The following is a 17536-nucleotide window of genomic DNA, read 5'->3' as shown; positions in this document are numbered from 1 at the left end:
CTTCAGAACGTACGGCCCGGCGCGCGGCGCACCACGACCAGCAGCAGGGCGGCGCCGAGGCAGGCGGTGAGCGCCCCGACCGGCAGGGTGAGGCTCCCGGAGCCGAGCGCCCCGGTCAGGAGCCGCGAGGACGACTGCGCCGCCGCGTCCGCCCCGCACACCACGACCGCGCCGAGCAGGGCGGCGCCCGGAAGGCTCGTCCGCAGGTCCGCGCCGAAGACGGCCAGCGCCAGATGCGGCACGAGGAGCCCCACGAAGCCCAGCGCCCCGACGGCGGCCACCGCGCCGGCCGTCAGCGCCACCGCGCACAGCAGGGCGAGGGTGCGGGCCCGCCGGGCGGAGAGGCCGACGGCGAGCGCGATGTCGTCACCGCAGCGCAGCAGGGTCAGCGGCCCGGCCATCAGCCAGGCCACGGCGCCCCAGACCAGCGCCCAGGGCCACAGCAGATGCCAGTGCGCCCACACCCGGCCCTCCGTGGTGCCCACCAGCCACTGCACCACGCTGCCGAGTTCGCCCGGCTCGACGAGCAGCACCATCGCGGTGAGGCCGCCGAGGACCGCCGACACGAGGACCCCGTGCACGGCGGTCCGGGCGGGATCCCCTCCCGAGCGGCCGGCGAGCAGCCACAGCAGCAGCGCCCCGCCGCAGCCGCCCGCGCACGCGGCGAGGACCACGGCGAGCGGCGAGTCCCACCCGGCGAGGCCCAGCGCCGTCGCGGTGACGGCCCCGAGGACCGCACCCGGGGTCACGCCCGTCACCTCGGGCCCGGCGAGGGGATTGCGCAGCGCGGACTGGAGGACCAGTCCGGCCACGGCCAGGCTCGCGCCCGCGCCGAGCGCCACCAGCGTGCGCGGCAGGCGCAGTTGGAGGAGGATGTGCCGCTCGGTCGGGTCGCCCCCGCCGCCCAGCACGTCCCAGACCGCGCCCGGGGACATCCCGCGCCCTGCCACCAGTTCCGCCCCGGCGCACACGACGGCCAGGACCGCGAGCACCGCGAAACGCCCCTTCACCGCGCCTCCTCCCTTCCGGTCGCCTCCACGGAGGCTCCGGTCGCCGTCGTCGTCCCCACGGCGGCGTCCGCGCCGTGTGTCCCGCGCCCTCCGGCCGCGGTGGCGACACGGGCCGGACCGGGCGGACCGGCCGAACCGGGCGCCGCCGTACGGCGGTTCCGCCGGCCCGGTCGGCCCGATCGCATCAGGGCGATCCCGGCCGGCACTCCCAGCAGGGCCGTCCAGGCACCCGCCGGGGTCTCCACGGGCGCGAGCGCGAGCCGGGCGGGGACGTCGGCGACCGTCACGACCACGGCGCCCCACACGGCCGCCCAGGGAAGCCACCGCACCGCTCCCGACGCCGGGGCGAACCACCGGGCGAGGTGCGGGGCGAGGAAGCCGACCCAGGCGACGGGCCCGCACACGGCCGTGACGGGCGCGATCAGCACGACGGCGACGGCCAGCGCCGCCAGCCGGGCCCGCTGGGCGCGCACGCCCAGCGCCTCGGCGTCCTCGTCGCCGAGCCGCATCACCGACAGCACCGGCGCGCACAGCACGAGCGCGGGCACCGCGACGAGCAGCCAGGGCCAGAGCCCCGTCACGTCGTCCCAGGTCCGGGCGGAGAGGGAGCCGAGGAGGTAGCGGTAGATGAGCTGCAGGTCGAGCTGGTCGGCCATGACCATCAGGACGAGCAGCGCGGCCTGCAGCGCGGCCGCGACCGCGGCGCCGGTCAGCAGGACGGCGGAGGGGCTGCGGCCCAGTCCGGCGGCGAGCAGGGTCAGTCCGCCGCCGAGCACGGCCCCGCCGAGGGCCAGGAGCGGCTGGACCACGGCCGGCAGGGACAGGGCGAGCACCAGGGGCGCGGCCACGCCGAGGGCCGCCCCCGAGGAGACGCCCAGCATCTCCGGTACGGCGAGGGGGTTGCGGAGCGCCTCCTGGAGCACGAGCCCCGCCGCGCCCAGGCAGGCTCCGGCGATCAGCGCCAACACCAGCCGGGGGACGCGGAGTTCGGTGACGACGATGCCGGCCAGGGTGGTGTCCCCGTCCAGGACCGCGCCGGCGAGCCGGTGGGGCGGGACGTAGGGCGTGCCGAGGCAGAGGGCGCAGACCGACGCGGCGGCCAGCAGCGCGACCGCCAGGAGGGGCTGCCAGAAGGGCTTGCTCACCGCAGCGCGGCCGTGGCCTCGTCGAGGACGATGCCCAGCGACCGGGTGCCGCGTCCCTTGGCCCAGACCTCGGGGTTCACCTCGTGGACGTCACCGTTCTTGACGGCCGGGATCTTGCTCCAGAGGGGGTTCTTCGCGAGCTTCTCCGAGAGCTTGCCGTCCGCGTCGCCGAAGCTCATCGTCTCGACGAACAGCACGTCGACGTCCTGGGCGAGGATCTCCTCCAGGCTGTAACTTCCTTCCACGCCACGGGACTTCCACGGGTAGTGGGCGATCCGGGGGAAGAGGCTGGCGGTCACGTCGCCTTCGGGGGTGGCGACGCCGAAGTTCTCGTCACTGCCGTAGATGACGAGGGCGGTCTTGTCGCTCGGGGTCTTCTCGGCCGCGGCGAGCTTGGTACGGAAGGTCCGCTCGGCCTTCTCGCCCTCGGTGGTCCGGCCGGTGAGGGCGGCGGTGTCCCGCAGGTAGCCCACGCTGTCCTCCCACGTCTCGGGCTGCATGGCCCAGAAGGTGGTGGCGCCCTTCAGGGCGGGGGCGAGCTTGCCGTGGGTGTCGCCCAGGCCGATCACGAGGTCCGGCTTGTGGGAGAGGATCGCCTCCACCTCGGGGGCGATGAATCCGCCGGGGACGACGGGCACCTTCCCGGCCTTGTCCTTGCCGAGGAAGCCGGGGTGGGCGAGCAGGGCGCTGTTGGTGGCCGTCGGGACGATGCCGAGCTCGGTCAGGATGTCGTCGCAGAGCGCGAACAGGCAGACGATCCGCTGCGGCTTCTTCTCCAGGGTGACGCGGACGCCGTTGACGTCGGTCAGGTCCGTCGCCGCCTTGATGGGCTTGACGGTGACCTCGGTCTTCGCGGGGGGCTTGGCCTCGTCCCGGGCGGGCGCGGCGGCGGGCGAGCCGCAGCCGACCAGGACGGAACCCACCAGCGCCGCGGTGAGCCAACTACGGACGGATCTCGACGGTGCGCGCAGCATCGCTGCCCTCGCTTCTTCTCGGGGGAACGGGAACGCACCGAAGATACATGATAATCATTTTCACCAGATCGCCCATCAGATCGGCTGTGGATCGACGGCCGAATCGACACCCCGGAGGCCCCATGACCACCGCGCCGCCCGCTCCCGTGCTGCTCGTCTCCGACCACAGGGACGGGGCGGTGCACGTCCTGACCGTGCCCGACGGCGCCATGGCGGGCCGCCTCCCGGGGCGCCACCTCTCCGAGCACGCGGGCTTTCTGGCGCTGCCCGGCGGGCGGGTGGCCTGCGTCGACGACCGCCGGGGGGAACTGCTGGTCCTCGACCCCTTCGGCGGCGAGCTCGTGGAGCGCGCGGTCCCGGTCGCCGTACCGGCCGAGCATCTCGCCTGCGATCCGTCCGGTCGCCTGCTGGCCGTGACGACCGGCCTGGGCGGGAACACCGAGCCGTGGTCGGACCTGTTGACGGTCGTCGACCTCGCCACCGGTGAGGTCGCACGGGTACGCACCCGGGCCGGCGAACCGGGGGTCACGATCCTCGGCGGCGGCGAGCCGCTCGTCGTGCTGCGGCACCGAGAACCGGGCGCGCTGGCCGTCCACCGGTTCGCGGACCTCCTCGCGGCGCCGCCCGGCTGCCCCGTCGTCGCCCCGCACGCGCTCCTGCCGCTGCCGGACGACGGACACGGGGACGCACAGGACCCCGGCTGGGGGCGGGTGTTCGCGGCCACGGGCGAGGGCGTGCACACGGCCCGCAGGAAGGGCGACACGCTCGTGGCCGAGAGCGTGATCCCGTGGGAGTCGCCCGCCCGGGGCTGGTACCTCCGCCTCGACACCCGCCGCCGGGCCCTCTGGAGCACGCTGCGCGGCGGTGACCCGGACCCGCTGCGCTGGCCGGACTGGACCAACCAGGCGTGGCGCCACGACCTGGAGACGGGCCGGACGTCCCGCGTCGACCTCGGCCCGGGCCTGGTCTTCCGGCTCGCCCTCGCCCGGCACCACACGGCCTTCACGCGTATCCACCCCGACGGCGACGAGCTGGTGCTCCTGGACGCCGACGACACCCCGCGCCGCGTCCCGCTCCCCGCCATGGACGGAGCACCGCGCCGCGGCGGCACCCCGTGGGAGGGCGTCCAACGCCGCGCCGTGGCCGCCTCACCGGGCTGCGACTGGGTGGCCGTCACCCGCGGCGGCCACGGCGAGGTGCACCTGGTCGACGCGAGGACGGGGCGGGAGGCGGGCCGCGCGCGGCTGCCGACGCCCCTGCACCACGGCGGCCATGTGGCGCTGATCGGCCCCGGCGACGGAGCCGACGGCGACCCCGTGGGCCGCTGAGAACCCCGGGCCAAGGCCCACGGCCCCGGCCGGACCCACGGACCCGCGCATGTCCACCTCGGCCCCGGCCCCGTGCCCCGGCCCCCTGGACCCACCGCGGCCACCCCGACCGCCCCGACCGCCCGGAACTAGCCGGGAGCGCCGCCCAGGACCCGTACCGCCTCCACGATCAGGTCCCAGAACGCGTCCGTGTCGACCTCCATGCCGACCTCGGTCTCGGCGGGCAGGCCCGTCACACCGTCCAGGTCCACCACCGTCGCGCCCCGGGTGTACGTGCCGCGCAGCTCCACCCGCACCGCCGCCCGCACCAGGCTGACCAGCGACGGGTTGATCAGGTGGGCGACGGTGAGCGGGTCGTGCAGCGGCGGCGCGTCGAAGCCGTACACCTCGCGGTAGGTCGAGGCGAAGTAGGTGAGCAGATCGACGCAGAGCCGGCTCAGCGGCGTGCCGAGCGCGGCGATCCGGGCGACGACCTCGGGCGTGGCCCGGACCTGGTGGGTGGCGTTGAGGCCGAACATGGTCACCGGCAGCCCGCTGCCGAAGACGATGTCCGCGGCCTCCGGGTCGCAGAGGATGTTGAACTCGGCCGCGGGCGTGGTGTTGCCGCGCCCCGCCGAGCCGCCCATGAGCACGATCCGCTCGATCCGCGGGGCGAGTCCGGGGTGGGCGAGCAGGAAGGCCGCGATGTTGGTGAGCGGCCCGGTCGGGACGAGCGTGACCGGTGCCGGGTACGACAGGACGGTGTCGCGCAGGAGGGTGAGCGCGTCGCGCGGGTCCTGCGGGACGTCCGGCTCGCCCTCGCCGAATCCGGGCCCGTCCAGGCCGGAGCCGCCGTGGATGTTCTCCGCGATCCGGCGCGGCCCGTGCAGCGGACGGTCCCGGCCCGCCGCGATCGGTACGCCCCGGATCCCGGCCACCGCGCACACCCGGCGCGCGTTCAGGGTGGTCTACTCCACCGTCTGGTTGCCCGCGACGGTGGTGATCGCGAGCAGCTCGACCGCGGGGTGGGCGGCGGCCAGCAGGATGGTGAAGGCGTCGTCGTGACCGGGGTCGCAGTCGAGGATCACAGGGACCGGCATGGTGTCACCGTCCCACACCAGGGCCGCGGGCCGAAGCAGGCCGCGACTCCGCGCCGCGCGGTCCTTCCGCCTCGGCGGGGCGCCGCGCTCAGGGGGCCCAGTAGCGCTCCAGCGCCCCTTCCCGGTACGGGGCGGGGCTCACGCTCAGTTCGCCGGCGAAGGGGCGGTCGAGGACGAAGACCAAGAGGAGGCTGAAGCCGATGAGGGCGGCGACCGAGGCGACGAAGAGGAGCTGGACGGGCAGCTTGCGCATGCCGTACAGGAAGGTGAGCGGGATGAGGACGAGCGCCCCGCCGAAGGCCAGGGCCTGGAGCAGCGGGGGCAGTTCCTGCTCGGCCATGGTCAGCCGGGCGCGGCGCTGGGAGGCGACGTCGTCGAGGTGGCCGACGGCCTGCTCGTAGAAGACCTCCTCGCGGGCGGTCCTCGGCTCGTACGCCTGCAGCACGTCGTAGACGGACTGGAACTTCTCGGCGGTCGCGCCGTGGCTCGGCTGTCCGGCGCGCATCTTCGGCCACTGGTCCTCGACGACCGCGTGGACGTAGTCGCTCAGGGCGGCGTCGAGGCGGGCGCGGACCGGGGGCGGGAAGGCGGCGGCGTCACGGGCGATGAGCGCCATGTCGGTGGCCTCGGTCGCCACGATGGTCTGGGTGTTCTCCAACTGCGTCCAGAGGGTGACGATGACGAACGCGAGGATGATCCCGTAGATCGCGCCGAACATGCCCAGCGTCACCCCGACCATGTCGTTGTGCTCCCCTTCCGCCAGGGACGGGTGTCTGCGGCGCAGCAGCAGACTGCCGGTCACGGCGAGGGCGACGGTGCCGCCGACGGTGAGCACGGCGAGGGTGAGGGTGCTGAAGTGGTTGAGCAGCCAGAGCGACATGTGCGGGGAGTCTAGGCAGGGGGCGTGCGCGCGGATTCCGTCGCTCGCGGCGGCGCGGGGGCACGCACGGGGGCGCGGGGACGGGTCCAGGGGCGCGGGGGGCGGGTGTGCGGGGGCGGCTCGCGCCGGGCGGGGGCCGCGCGTCGGCGCTTCGGATCCACTCCATCGAGTGAGGGGTGTTCCGGACACGACCGGGATACGCCGGGGGGCACGTCTTGCCTTCGTGTGCGCTCCAACGCCTAGCGTGCGGGGCGGTCGGCACTTCGAGGCCGACGGAGACGACGATCGAGCGCGAGGGGGACGGACGTGAAGCAGGTCGAACTGGGCCGCACCGGACAGCGGGTGAGCCAGGTGGGGCTCGGCTGCATGCTGATGGGGACGACCACGGACGAGGAGACGTCGGTCGCGATGCTCGACCGGTTCGTCGAGGCGGGCGGAACGTTCCTGGACACCGCCAACTGCTACTGCTGGTGGGAGCGGCCGGGGAGCGACGGCGGTGAGAGCGAGGCGCTGCTCGGGCGGTGGATGGCCCGGGGAAGGCGGCGGGACCGGGTGTTCCTGGCCACCAAGGCGGCCGGTCTCGTCGTGAACGCGGACGAGGCGCGCCTCGACGGGGGCGGGGCCGACTGGAGCCGGGTGCGGTTCGACGGGGCCGGGGCGAAGACGCTGCGCACCTCGATCGACGACAGTCTGCGGCGGCTCGGCACCGACCACGTGGACCTCTTCTACATCCACGTGGACGACCGGGAGACCCCGCTGGAGGAGACGCTGGAGGCACTGGCCGGGATCGTGCGGTCGGGGAAGGCCCGGTACATCGGCTGGTCCAACGTCCGCACCTGGCGCATGGAGCGGATCCGCGCGCTGTGCGAGCGGTACGGCTGGCCGACGCCCGTCGCCCTCCAGCAGCAGCACTCCTATCTGCGGCCCCGCACGGGCCTCGACGCGGCGTCGGTCGTGGACCACGAGCAGCTCGACTACCTGCGCGCCCACGACGACCTGAGCCTCGTCGCCTACTCCCCGATCCTGCGGGGCATCTACGACGACGCGGCGAAGCGCCGGGGCCACTGGATGATGGAGCGGTACGCGGGGCCCGACGCCGACGCCCGGCTGAGCGTGCTCGGCGAGACGGCGGCCGAGCTCGGGGTGACGCCGAACCAGCTCGTGCTGGCCTGGCTGCTGCACCAGACCTCGCCCCGGGCCATTCCGCTGATCGGCCCGCGCACCCTGGAGCAGTACGAGGCGTCCCTGCCCGCCCTCGGCCTCGCCCTCTCCCCCGACCTGCTGAACCGCCTGGACGCGGCCGGGGCATGACGGAACGTCAGTAGGTCACGGCGGCAGCCGTCGACTCCTCGTCCGGCACCCACGGCCAGGGCACGGCGGGGCGGCCGCCCGGGTCCAGGCCGTAGGGCAGATACGGGTCGACGGGCAGCCGCCCGGCGGCCCGGGCCCAGCGGGCGAACGCGTCGGCCTGCGGCGACCCGGCCTTGCGCAGGGCGGTCAGGAGCGGCTCGTCGTCGGCGTCCGCGCTGCCGCCCCGGTCGATCCGCGCCAGTGGGTCGCGGCGCAGGAGCTGCTCCACGGCGTCGCCGGCGCCCGCCGCGAGGAGGGCCTCGATCAGCCGGGCGACACCGCTGCGGCCGGTGAGCGACGCGCCGGCGGCGGCGCGCCGGATCAGGGTGGCGCGCGGGGCGGACAGACCGTGCTCGGTCATGGTGTCAAGCAGCTCCGCGATGCCGTAGGTGTCGGTGAGGGCGATACCGGCGGCGGCGCGGTCGGCGAAGGCCCGTGCGGCCGCGGCCGCGGCCGGTCCCGCCGTGCACAGGGTGTCGAGGAGGCTGCACACCGCATGCCGGTCCGCGTCGCCGGTGGCCGGGTCCAGCCGGTCCACGAGCCCCCGGTCGAGCAGGAGGGCCAGTGCCTCGGACGCGCCGGCCGCCTTCATGGACCAGAGCAGGTAAACCACGAGGTCCAGGCCCGGGTCGGTCACGTGCCGGGCGATGTGGGTGGCCAGCCGGGCGGCCGCGTCGTGCGCGCCGGCCTCGGCCAGGTGGTCGACGACGAAGATCACGTACTCGGCCGGGCGGTGGGCCGTCGCCCGTGCCAGCAGTGGGGCGATGCCCCGTTGCCCGCCCGTCTCCCACAGCACCTGGACGATCTCGCCGACGACGTCCGGGTCGGTGATGTCCACGTCGGAGACGACGGCCGCCGCCAGGGCGTCGTACGCGGCCGTCGCACCGGTCCTGAGCAGCGTCCGCAGGAGGAGGGCGAGTTCCGCCGGGTCGTAGTAGTCCATCTCGGCCATCGGCGTGCGGGCCAGGAGCTGCCGCGCGTTCTCCGTCCGGCCGGCGGAGTGGAGCAGGTCGAGGAGCGTCGCGACCACGATCGGCGTGTCGTTGTGCATCCCCGTCGCGAGGCGGTCGGCGAGGATCCCGAACTCCTCGGCGGCCCCGAGGGTGTGAAGCTCCGTCAGCAGTTCGCAGAGCAGGGAGTCGAGTTCGTAGAAGTCCGGGTCGCCGGGCACGTCGACGTGCCGGGCGGGTGAGCGGTCGAGCAGGGTCCGTACGCCGTCGTCGTCACCGGCCAGGCGGAGCACCCGCAGCAGGCTCAGGACGACGTCGGCGTGGACGAGCCCGATGCGCGCGGCGGGGTCGAGGACGATGAGGGCGCGCACGGCCTCCTCGGCGCCGTCCTTCCACAACCGCTCCATGAGGACGGGGAGTTCGTCCGGGTCCAGGTCGGATGCCCCGGCCACGACGCGGGCGACGAGGTCCGCCGTGGCGTCGGGCACATCGGCGGAGGCGAGCGCCGCCATGAGCGGGACGGCCCGGTAGGCGTCCGTGAGGTCGGCGTGGGCGGCGACGTACCGCGCGGTCGCCCGGAACACCGGGCGCGGGACCCTCGCCGCCAGACGCGAGAGCGCCGCGCCGAGGACGTGGGGATCGGTCCGGGCGAGTCCGTCCGTAAGGGAGACGGCGAGGGCGTCGGCGAGCGCCTCCATGAGGGACTCGGTCAGGGAGGCGGCGACACCGTCCGAGACGCCTCGCTCCGCCAGGAGGGACACGAACGCGGCGACGGCCGGCACGTCGGCCGGGTCGACCCGCGCGGCGAGCCGCCGGGCCAGCGCGTCGACGGCGTCCCGCGCTCCGGACGCCCGCAGCGCCTCGAAGAGCCGGGCCACGGCGGCCTCGTCGGCCAGGTCCATGTGGGTCACGGCCCAGTCCGCGGCCCGGGCCGCGTCGGGATGCCGCGCCGTGCGCTCGACGATCCGTACGCAGGCGTCGCCGCTGCCCAGGAGCGCGGCACGCCAGTCGAGGCTCAGCGCGTGCCGGAACAGTCCGCGCTTCCAGGCGGCGGACTGGAGCCGGTGCACGTCCTCGGCGCCCCGCGTGTGCCGGACCAGCGCCGTCCACAGGCTCGCCGGGCCCTCGCGGTCGCCGTCGGGGCGCGCGGCGTGCTGGAGCAGATAGTCCGAAGGCTCGTAGCGGGGAGGTGCCCCGGCGGACGCGCGCACCGCCGCGAGCGGGGTGAGGGTGTGCCGGATGTCCGCGCGGGAGCCGTCCGTACGCCTGCCGCTCGTCAGGGCCGCCAGGTCGGTCGCGGCCCAGTCGGCGCGGTCGGCCCGTTCGTACGGGGCCAGGGCACCGTCGGCGGCCGTCGCGAGGAGCCGCTGCGGCAGGGGCTCCTGGTGGCCGAGGCGGCGGGCGTCGAGGGCGGCGGTGACCAGGGCGTGTTCGCGTGACGTGAAGTGCGCGCCGGGGCCGCTGAGATAGGCGTCGAGCAGCTCGGGCCCGCCGCTGAGGTGCTGGACGACCTGCCCGTCCACCGCGCCCGCGCGCCCGGCCGCCGCGAGGCGGGGGTCCTCGCTTGCGCGGGCGAGCTCCTGCCAGCGGGCGTGGTCCTCGGGAGTCAGCCGGTGCGGCACCCGGAAGCGCCGGGCGTGGGCGCCGGTCAGCAGGAGCCGGGTGTGCCGGGCGGGGTCGCCGGGCAGCCCTTGCGCGGTGAAGTCCCGCCAGTACGGGTCCTCCCACAGACTGGCGACGGCGAGGATCCCGGGCCGCTGCCCGAGGACGGTGGTCAACTCGGCGGCGGCCTCGTCCCCTTCGCGGTCGAGCAGGATCCGCTGGAGCTCGTTCAGCCACAGCACGCACCCCTCCCCGAGCTCGTTCCCGGCGAGCAGGCCGAGCAGGGCGCGGGCGGACGGCGGTCGCAGCAGCCTCCGCTCCGGTGCCACCGCACGGACCGCCTCGTACATCGCGCGGGTCTTGCCGGTGGACGAGTCGCCGGTCAGCACCGCGAGCACGGACGACCCGCCCCCGGCCGCGCCGCCGCTCACGGCGGTCGTGAGGTAGGCACGCAGGGCGTGGTCGTGGGCGCGGACGAGATACGGCGTGAGGGAGGCGGGCACGGCGGCACCGGGGCCGTACGCCGGGTGAGCGCCGGGGGCGGAAGGGCCGTACGAGGGGGCAGCGCCGGGGGCGGAAGGCTCGTACGAGGGCGTAGCACTGGGCGGGGGTGCCTCGCTCACCTCCAGTTCCCGGGCGGTGTGCTCGCCCACGGTCGTCCGGCCGGCCTGCCCGGCGGACGCCGGGCCGCCCGCCGCCTCCTCCCGCTGCTGCCGCTCCCGCCGCTGCTCGTCCCGGGCCCGTTCCAGCAGATCGCGCAGGTGCCGCGTGGACAGGGGCTCCCCCGCCCAGCCGGCCCAGAGGGCGGCGAGCGCGACGACCCGGTCGTCGCTGCGGGCCTGCGGGATCGCCAGCGCGGACGGTGTGTCGGGCGCCCAGTCGCTGATCCGCTTCCCGGAGAAGCCGGGCACCCTCAGCGCGCGTTCCACCGCGTCCTGGGAGTCGGGCCGTCCCCGCGCCCTCCGCGCGGACTCCGCCGCCTCGCGCAGTCCGCGCAGGCACTCCCAGAGCCGCTGCCGCGCCGCACCCATCGTGCCGGCCTCCCCCGCCCTCCCCCGTGCCCGTTCCCCCCGGAGCGGGCACTCCGGAGCGGGCACTCCGGGCGCCGGTCCCCGGCGCCCTGACCAGCAGGATAGTGCGCCGCCCGCCCGGTCCGCCCGGCTCTCCCGGCCGGCGGCGGCGCGCGGCCCGAGGCTGAGGCCACCACCGCACAAGGGGAACCACGAGGGGAACGGAGAGGGTGCGCATGCGTCGCGACGAGGACCAGCCGGAAGAGGACCGTACGGAACGGGGAGAGCGGCCCCCGGCCCTGCGCGGGGAGGCAGGGCGGCGGGCCGTACTCGGCCTGGCGGATGCCGTGGGCCCGCTGCTGATCACGCTGGTGGGATGGTGGATCCCGCCCCGTTGCTAGCGGTGTCCCGCCGATCGCGCGGGAACGACGAAGGCGAGGGGGGTACACCCTCTCCTCGCCACTCTTAACTTATAGCGCACCGGGGGACTTGCGGCAAGGCCCCCGTCGTGGCTCACAATCGCTCATCTATGAATCTCACCTCCAGCGCTTTCGCCCTGTCCGACCACCTCTCCGCCAAGGCGGACCCGGCCCTGATCTCGGCCGACGAGCAGCACTTCGCGGCCGTCGCGCAGAGCCTCCGGGAGTCGATCACCGATCTGTCCGAGCGCCTCGACGTCCTGCGCAAGGCGCCGGGCGGCATCGGCCGCGAGGCGATGGACCGGGACGCCGAGATCCACCGGCTGACCGGGCGCCTGCGCACCCTGCACCGCTTCGGGCTCGACCTGTGCCTGGGCCGCGTCGTCCGCGCGGACGGCTCCGAGCCGCTCTACATCGGCCGGCTCGGCCTCACCGACGGCGAGGGGCGCCGGCTGCTGATCGACTGGCGCTCCCCCGCCGCCGAGCCCTTCTTCGCGGCGACCCACGCCGACCCGATGGGTCTGGCGAGCCGCCGCCGGTACCGCTGGACCGACGGCCGGATCGCCGACTACTGGGACGAGGTGTTCACCGCCGAGGGCCTCGAAGGGCACGCGGCCCTCGACGACCAGTCCGCCTTCATCGCGAGCCTGGGCGGCAACCGCTCGGCCCGGATGCGGGACGTGCTCTCCACCATCCAGGCCGACCAGGACGCGATCATCCGCGCCGGGTCCCGCGGCGCCCTCGTCGTCGACGGCGGCCCGGGCACCGGCAAGACCGTCGTGGCCCTGCACCGCACCGCCCACCTGCTCTACTCCGACCCGCGGCTCGGGCACCGCCGGGGCGGCGTGCTCTTCGTCGGCCCGCACCAGCCGTACCTGGCGTACGTCTCCGACGTGCTCCCCAGCCTCGGCGAGGAGGGCGTGCAGACCTGCACCGTGCGGGACCTCGTACCGGAGGGCGCGACGGCCGGGGTCGAGACGGACCCGGAGGCGGCCCGTCTGAAGTCCACCGCGGACATGGTCAGGACGATCGAGATGGCCGTCCGCTTCTACGAGGAGCCGCCCACCGAGACCCTGAAGGTCTCGACCCCGTGGACGGAGGTCCGGATCGGCGCCGACGACTGGGCGGAGGCGTTCGAGGCGGTGGAGGGCATCCCGCACAACGAGGCGCGCGACCGGATCCGGGAGGAGCTGGGCTCCATCCTCCTCGACCGGCTGGACGGCGCCTTCGACGAGGACGTCCCGGAGGAGCAGTTCCGGCAGACGCTGCTGCGGGACAGGCAACTCACCGAGGCCCTGAACCGCGCCTGGCCGCTGATCGAGCCGACCGACCTCGTCGGAGACCTCTGGTCGGTGCCCGCGTATCTGCGGCTGTGCGCTCCCTGGCTCGGCCCGGACCAGGTCCGCAGGCTGCAGCGGGCGGACGCCCACGCCTGGACCGTGTCCGACCTGCCGCTCCTCGACGCGGCGCGGCAGCGGCTCGGGGACCCGGCGGCCTCGCGGCGCAAGCGGCGGCGCGACGCCGCCGTCGCCGCCGAGCGCGCCCGCATGGCCGACGTCATCGCCGACGTCCTCGCGGCCGACCACGACGGCGACGGCGCGGTCACGATGCTGCACGGCCGGGACCTTCAGGAAAAGCTGGTCGACGAGGGCGCGCTGCCCGGCGTCGAAGCCGATCTGCTGGCCGGTCCGTTCGCGCACATCGTCGTCGACGAGGCGCAGGAACTCACCGACGCCGAGTGGCAGATGCTGCTGCTGCGCTGCCCGTCCCGCAGCTTCACCATCGTCGGGGACCGCGCCCAGGCCCGGCACGGCTTCACGGAGTCGTGGCGGGAGCGGCTCGAGCGGGTCGGGATCGACCGGATCGAGGTGGCCTCCCTGAGCATCAACTACCGTACGCCGGAAGAGGTCATGGCCGAGGCCGAGCCGGCCATCCGGGCCGCGCTGCCGGACGCCAACGTGCCGACGTCCGTACGCAGCAGCGGCATTCCCGTCACGTACGGCGCGGCCGCGGAGCGGGACGAGATCCTCGACGCCTGGCTCGCCGAGCACGCCGGGCAGGCCGAGGGCATCGCCTGCGTCATCGGCGACCCCGCCTTCAGGGGCACCTCGCGCGTGCGGTCGCTGACGCCGGAGCTCTCGAAGGGCCTGGAGTTCGACCTGGTCGTCCTCGTCGACCCGGAGAACTTCGGCGAGGGGGTCGAGGGAGCCGTGGACCGCTACGTCGCCATGACCCGGGCGACGCGGCAGCTCGTCGTGCTCCGGAGCTCCTGAACGCTCCTCGGCCGTCCCGGCGCCGGCGGCGCGGTCACCTCGGCCCGGTGGCCGGGGTGACCAGGCCCGACTCGTAGGCGAGGACGACGAGTTGGGCGCGGTCGCGGGCGTGGAGCTTGGTCATGGCGCGGTTGACGTGTGTCTTGGCCGTCGTCGGGCTGATCACCATGCGGGCCGCGATCTCGTCGTTGGACAGGCCCTGCGCGACCAAGGCGACCGCCTCCCGTTCGCGGTGGGTCAGTTCGTCGAGCCCCCGCGCCGGGCCGAAGCCGGTGGCGGGCGGCTGGGCGACGTAACGGTGGATCAGCTTGCGGGTGATCGAGGGGGCGAGGAGGGCGTCGCCGCGCGCCGCGACGCGGACCGCGTGCAGGAAGTCCTCCGGCACGATGTCCTTGACGAGGAAACCGGCCGCTCCGGCGCGCAGCGCCTCGAAGACGTACTCGTCGAAGCCGTAGTTGGTGAGGATGACGACGTGCACCCCGGCGAGCGCCGGGTCGGCCGCGATGCGCCGGGTCGCCTCGATGCCGTCGACGAGCGGCATCCGGATGTCGACGAGCGCGACGTCGGGAAGGTGCCGGGCGGCCAGGACCAGGCCCTCCTGGCCGTCGGCGGCCTCGGCCACCACTTCGATGTCGTCCTCGAGGTCGAGGAGCGCGCGGAATCCGCTGCGGATGAGGGGCTGGTCGTCGACCAGGAGGACACGGATCACGGGGTCTGCTCCACGGGGAGTTCGGCCTGGACGGTGAAGCCGCCCCCGTGGCGCGGTTCGGCGCGCACCCGGCCGCCGAGGGCGGTGACGCGTTCGCGCATGCCGAGCAGCCCGAGGCCGGACACGGGGGCGGGGGCGGGCATGAGGGCGGGGGCGGGCACGGGGGCTGGGGCGGCGCCCGGCGGCGTCTTCCCGCCGTCGTCGTCGACGCGGACCGTCACGGCGTCCGGGCGGCAGGCGATACGGACCGTGGCGGTGGTGGCGCCGGCGTGGCGGGCGACGTTGGTGAGCGCCTCCTGCACGATCCGGTAGACGGTACGGTCGACCGCGGCCGGCACGTCCTGCCGGGGTCCCTCGATCGTCAGGGTGGCGTCCAGGCCCATCCCCCGGGCCCGCGCGACCAGTTCGGGCACGTCGTCGAGACCGCGCGGCGGTGCCGTGTCGTCGTCGCGCAGCGCCTCCAGGGTCGCGCGCAGCTCGCGGCTCGCCTCGCGGCCCGCCGTCCGGATCGCCAGCAGGGCCTCCGGCACCTCCTCGCCGCGCCGCCGGGCCACGTGGACGGCGACCTCGGCCTGCACCGTGATGACGGAGATCTGGTGGGTGAGCGCGTCGTGCAGCTCGCGCGCGATGTGCAGCCGCTCCTCGTCGGCACGGCGCCGGGCCGTCTCCTCCCGGGTGCGTTCGGCCTCGTCCGCCCGCCGCTCGGCCTGCCGCAGGGCCTCCCCCGCCGCGCCGGCCGCGACCAGCCAGGCGATCTCGAGCGCGCCCCGGGCCTGCGCGAACGCCGCACCGGTGTCGTGCCGGCCGGACGCGAGGGCGGCGAGCGGAAGAGCGGCCAGCATGGCGACGCTCGCGACGATCGTGACGGTGCGGTGGCCGGCCCGTACGGCGGCGTACACCGCGAACAGGTAGGCCACGGCGGGCACGTCGAAACCCACCGCCTGGTACCCGGCGCCGCAGAGCCCGGTGACGGCGAGGACGGCCAGCGGGGCGCGCCGCCGCGCGACGAGCGCGAGGCCGCCGGCCGCGAGCAGCCCGTAGCCGAGCGTGGCGAGGCCCGCGGCCGTGCCGGCCGCACGCTGCCCGGACATCCCGGTCACCAGCAGCGCGGCCGCGACGCCGACGGCGATGGCCCAGTCGAGGGCGAGGGCGAGGGCGTGGGAGCGGAAACGCGGGCGGGCGGTGGGGCGGTGGGCGGGGCGGACCGTGGCCCCGGCCGCCGAGCGCCTGAGGGAACGACCCGTCGGGCCGTCCGCCGGACCATCCGCCGGGCCGTCGTCGTCCCGGTCCGCCGGGCGGTCATCGGAGCGGTCCTTCGGGCGGTCCGGTGACCGGTCCCGTGGCTCATCCGTACGCATGCGCGCACCCTAACCGGGGGCCGTACCCGGGCGAGTCGGCTGCGCGGACGAGGGCCGACTACCACGGACGCGGTAGGCCACCGGGCGCTGCCACGGGCGCGGTAGCGAGAAGTGTCCGCGGCCGGCGGACGACCGGGGGCCGGGCCGGCGGACATGCTCGGGGACGTCACGCCGCGGACAGCGGCACGCAGCCGACCCTTCCGGAGAAGGAGCACCGTCATGTCTCTCCCGTCCGTTCTCGCCCCGGTGCACGCGGGCCCCTCGGCGCACCTGCTCGCCGCCGACGTCCTCACCGTCTCCACCGGGCGGGTCGCCGCCTCCGCCTCGGCCGTCGTCGCCCTGGTCGGCCTCGTCGCCGGCGCGCTCGCCCTGGCCCGCGCCACCGGCCGCCTCCGCTCCGGGAACGCGCGGGCCCGGGCTCTGGTCGCGCTCGTGGCGAGTCCGATCGGCATCGTCGTCGGCGCGGTGGTCGTCCTCACCGCCGAGGGCGGCCTCGGCACCGGCAACGGCCTGGGCGGCGGTGTCGTCGCGGCGCTGCTGGGACTCGCCGGCCTGGCCCTCGGCGGCCTGGCGCTGTCCCGCTCGCCCCTGTCCCGCACGGCCTGATCCGACCGCCCGTCCGTCCTTGCGCGAAGGGGCGGTCCATCCTGGAAGAGTCCCCGCCCGCGTGGAACCGGGGCCGGCATCGGAGGGTCGCCGACATGACGCGGGCGTTCAGTGCACCCGATGCCCGCACTCCGCCGGCAACAGCACCGCACCGGGCGGCAGTTCGTCCGGATGCCGGGCGAACACCCGGAGGCAGGCTTCGAGAGAGCCTTCTGCGGGCGGGTACTCGAGGGTGAGCTCGTCCAGCACGGTGATGTCATCGGTGACATGCATCTCCGCCGCCCGCACGCCGTCGGGGAGACGGCCCGACAAGCGGCCGTACACGGCCGTGTCGCTGCCGTCGGCGGCGCACTCGCGGATCTCGAAGCGCCAGTGCGCGGCTGCGGCGTCCAGCAACGACCCGCCTTTCTCACCCAGTTCGACAAGGGAAGCGGTGCGAGCTCGCACCTGATGGGCGATGGCGCAGCAGAGGGGCGCCGCGATGCCGCCAGGCGTCGCCACCCGCGTGTATCCGGCATGCGGGTGGTACGACATCGCCTGATCGAGCAGTTCCAGCGCGGTCGCCTTCGCCGCCGGGTGCCCTCGCCGAACGATGTCCAGGAGCAGCGGGGCCGCCGTCACGGCCGCGGGGAACACCGCGGCGCTGTGAGCATGCACGATGCCACCGCCGCCGAGCTGCGATCCCGCCTCCGCCGCCTGCACCGGGGTCGCCGCCTCGGCAAGGGCACGCAGACCACGGGCTGCACGATCCGGTTCGTACCGGTCGGGATGGCCCGGCAGGGAGCTCCAGTCCACTGCCTCGATCTGAGCCCGCTCGGTCTCCTCCAGCACAGCGGCATCCTC

General features: G+C 75.3%; 13 protein-coding genes and 1 pseudogene. 5 read left to right on the top strand and 9 right to left on the bottom strand.

The window, feature by feature from the left end; translation table 11 throughout:
• Positions 1-2 precede the first annotated feature (2 nt).
• From ABZ135_RS17335 to ABZ135_RS17325, 3 genes are read right to left on the bottom strand one after another with little or no spacing between them, the layout of a single operon-like run.
• Positions 3-1010: an iron ABC transporter permease gene (locus tag ABZ135_RS17335; RefSeq protein WP_356696509.1), complete on the bottom strand. Its 1008-nt coding sequence runs from the start codon at positions 1008-1010 to the stop codon at positions 3-5.
• Complete coding sequence (locus tag ABZ135_RS17330; protein ID WP_356696660.1) at positions 1007-2113, bottom strand: iron ABC transporter permease; 1107 nt, start codon at positions 2111-2113, stop codon at positions 1007-1009. Before ABZ135_RS17330 ends, ABZ135_RS17335 begins: the two co-directional genes overlap by 4 nt.
• 38 nt (positions 2114-2151) lie before the next feature.
• On the bottom strand, positions 2152-3129 hold the full coding sequence (locus ABZ135_RS17325) for an ABC transporter substrate-binding protein (RefSeq protein ID WP_356696507.1): 978 nt from the start codon (positions 3127-3129) through the stop codon (positions 2152-2154).
• A 122-nt stretch (positions 3130-3251) separates the two neighbouring features.
• Between ABZ135_RS17325 and ABZ135_RS17320 the strand changes: the two genes are divergently transcribed.
• Positions 3252-4457, top strand: a complete 1206-nt coding sequence (locus ABZ135_RS17320; protein ID WP_356696505.1) for a hypothetical protein — start codon at positions 3252-3254, stop codon at positions 4455-4457.
• Positions 4458-4585: 128 nt separating this feature from the next.
• Here the strand turns inward: ABZ135_RS17320 and ABZ135_RS17315 are convergent.
• Positions 4586-5536 (bottom strand): annotated as a pseudogene (locus ABZ135_RS17315) (nucleoside hydrolase).
• Between the two features lie 88 nt (positions 5537-5624).
• Positions 5625-6416 (bottom strand): DUF4239 domain-containing protein, encoded by a 792-nt coding sequence (locus ABZ135_RS17310; RefSeq protein WP_356696503.1) that lies wholly within the window; start codon positions 6414-6416, stop codon positions 5625-5627.
• Positions 6417-6722: 306 nt separating this feature from the next.
• On the opposite strand from ABZ135_RS17310, the gene ABZ135_RS17305 reads away from it, so the two are divergent.
• Positions 6723-7727: an aldo/keto reductase gene (locus ABZ135_RS17305; protein ID WP_356696501.1), complete on the top strand. Its 1005-nt coding sequence runs from the start codon at positions 6723-6725 to the stop codon at positions 7725-7727.
• A gap of 7 nt (positions 7728-7734) precedes the next feature.
• Here the strand turns inward: ABZ135_RS17305 and ABZ135_RS17300 are convergent, their stop codons facing one another.
• Positions 7735-11349: a hypothetical protein gene (locus tag ABZ135_RS17300; RefSeq protein WP_356696499.1), complete on the bottom strand. Its 3615-nt coding sequence runs from the start codon at positions 11347-11349 to the stop codon at positions 7735-7737.
• 215 nt (positions 11350-11564) lie between these two features.
• On the opposite strand from ABZ135_RS17300, the gene ABZ135_RS17295 reads away from it, so the two are divergent.
• Together ABZ135_RS17295 and helR are read left to right on the top strand one after the other, a co-directional pair.
• Positions 11565-11729 (top strand): hypothetical protein, encoded by a 165-nt coding sequence (locus ABZ135_RS17295; protein ID WP_356696497.1) that lies wholly within the window; start codon positions 11565-11567, stop codon positions 11727-11729.
• Between the two features lie 128 nt (positions 11730-11857).
• Complete coding sequence (helR, locus tag ABZ135_RS17290; protein ID WP_356696495.1) at positions 11858-14020, top strand: RNA polymerase recycling motor ATPase HelR; 2163 nt, start codon at positions 11858-11860, stop codon at positions 14018-14020.
• Between the two features lie 34 nt (positions 14021-14054).
• Here helR and ABZ135_RS17285 read toward each other — a convergent pair whose 3' ends face one another.
• Both ABZ135_RS17285 and ABZ135_RS17280 read right to left on the bottom strand, forming a co-directional pair.
• The gene (locus ABZ135_RS17285) at positions 14055-14729 is read right to left on the bottom strand and encodes a response regulator transcription factor (RefSeq protein ID WP_356696493.1); all 675 of its coding nucleotides are present in this window, start codon (positions 14727-14729) and stop codon (positions 14055-14057) included.
• Positions 14726-15820 (bottom strand): histidine kinase, encoded by a 1095-nt coding sequence (locus ABZ135_RS17280; protein ID WP_356696658.1) that lies wholly within the window; start codon positions 15818-15820, stop codon positions 14726-14728. Before ABZ135_RS17280 ends, ABZ135_RS17285 begins: the two co-directional genes overlap by 4 nt.
• A 486-nt stretch (positions 15821-16306) precedes the next feature.
• Between ABZ135_RS17280 and ABZ135_RS17275 the strand changes: the two genes are divergently transcribed.
• On the top strand, positions 16307-16693 hold the full coding sequence (locus ABZ135_RS17275) for a DUF6223 family protein (RefSeq protein WP_356696491.1): 387 nt from the start codon (positions 16307-16309) through the stop codon (positions 16691-16693).
• Between the two features lie 108 nt (positions 16694-16801).
• Here ABZ135_RS17275 and ABZ135_RS17270 read toward each other — a convergent pair whose 3' ends face one another.
• A complete protein-coding gene (locus ABZ135_RS17270; RefSeq protein ID WP_356696489.1) occupies positions 16802-17524 on the bottom strand; it encodes a hypothetical protein in 723 nt (240 codons plus the stop codon).
• Positions 17525-17536: the final 12 nt, after the last annotated feature.

Source organism: Streptomyces sp. NPDC006339 (assembly GCF_040612775.1).
Classification (GTDB): domain Bacteria; phylum Actinomycetota; class Actinomycetes; order Streptomycetales; family Streptomycetaceae; genus Streptomyces.
The sequence above is the reverse complement of the archived record's forward strand: the minus strand, read 5'-3'. Positions and strand labels throughout refer to the sequence as shown.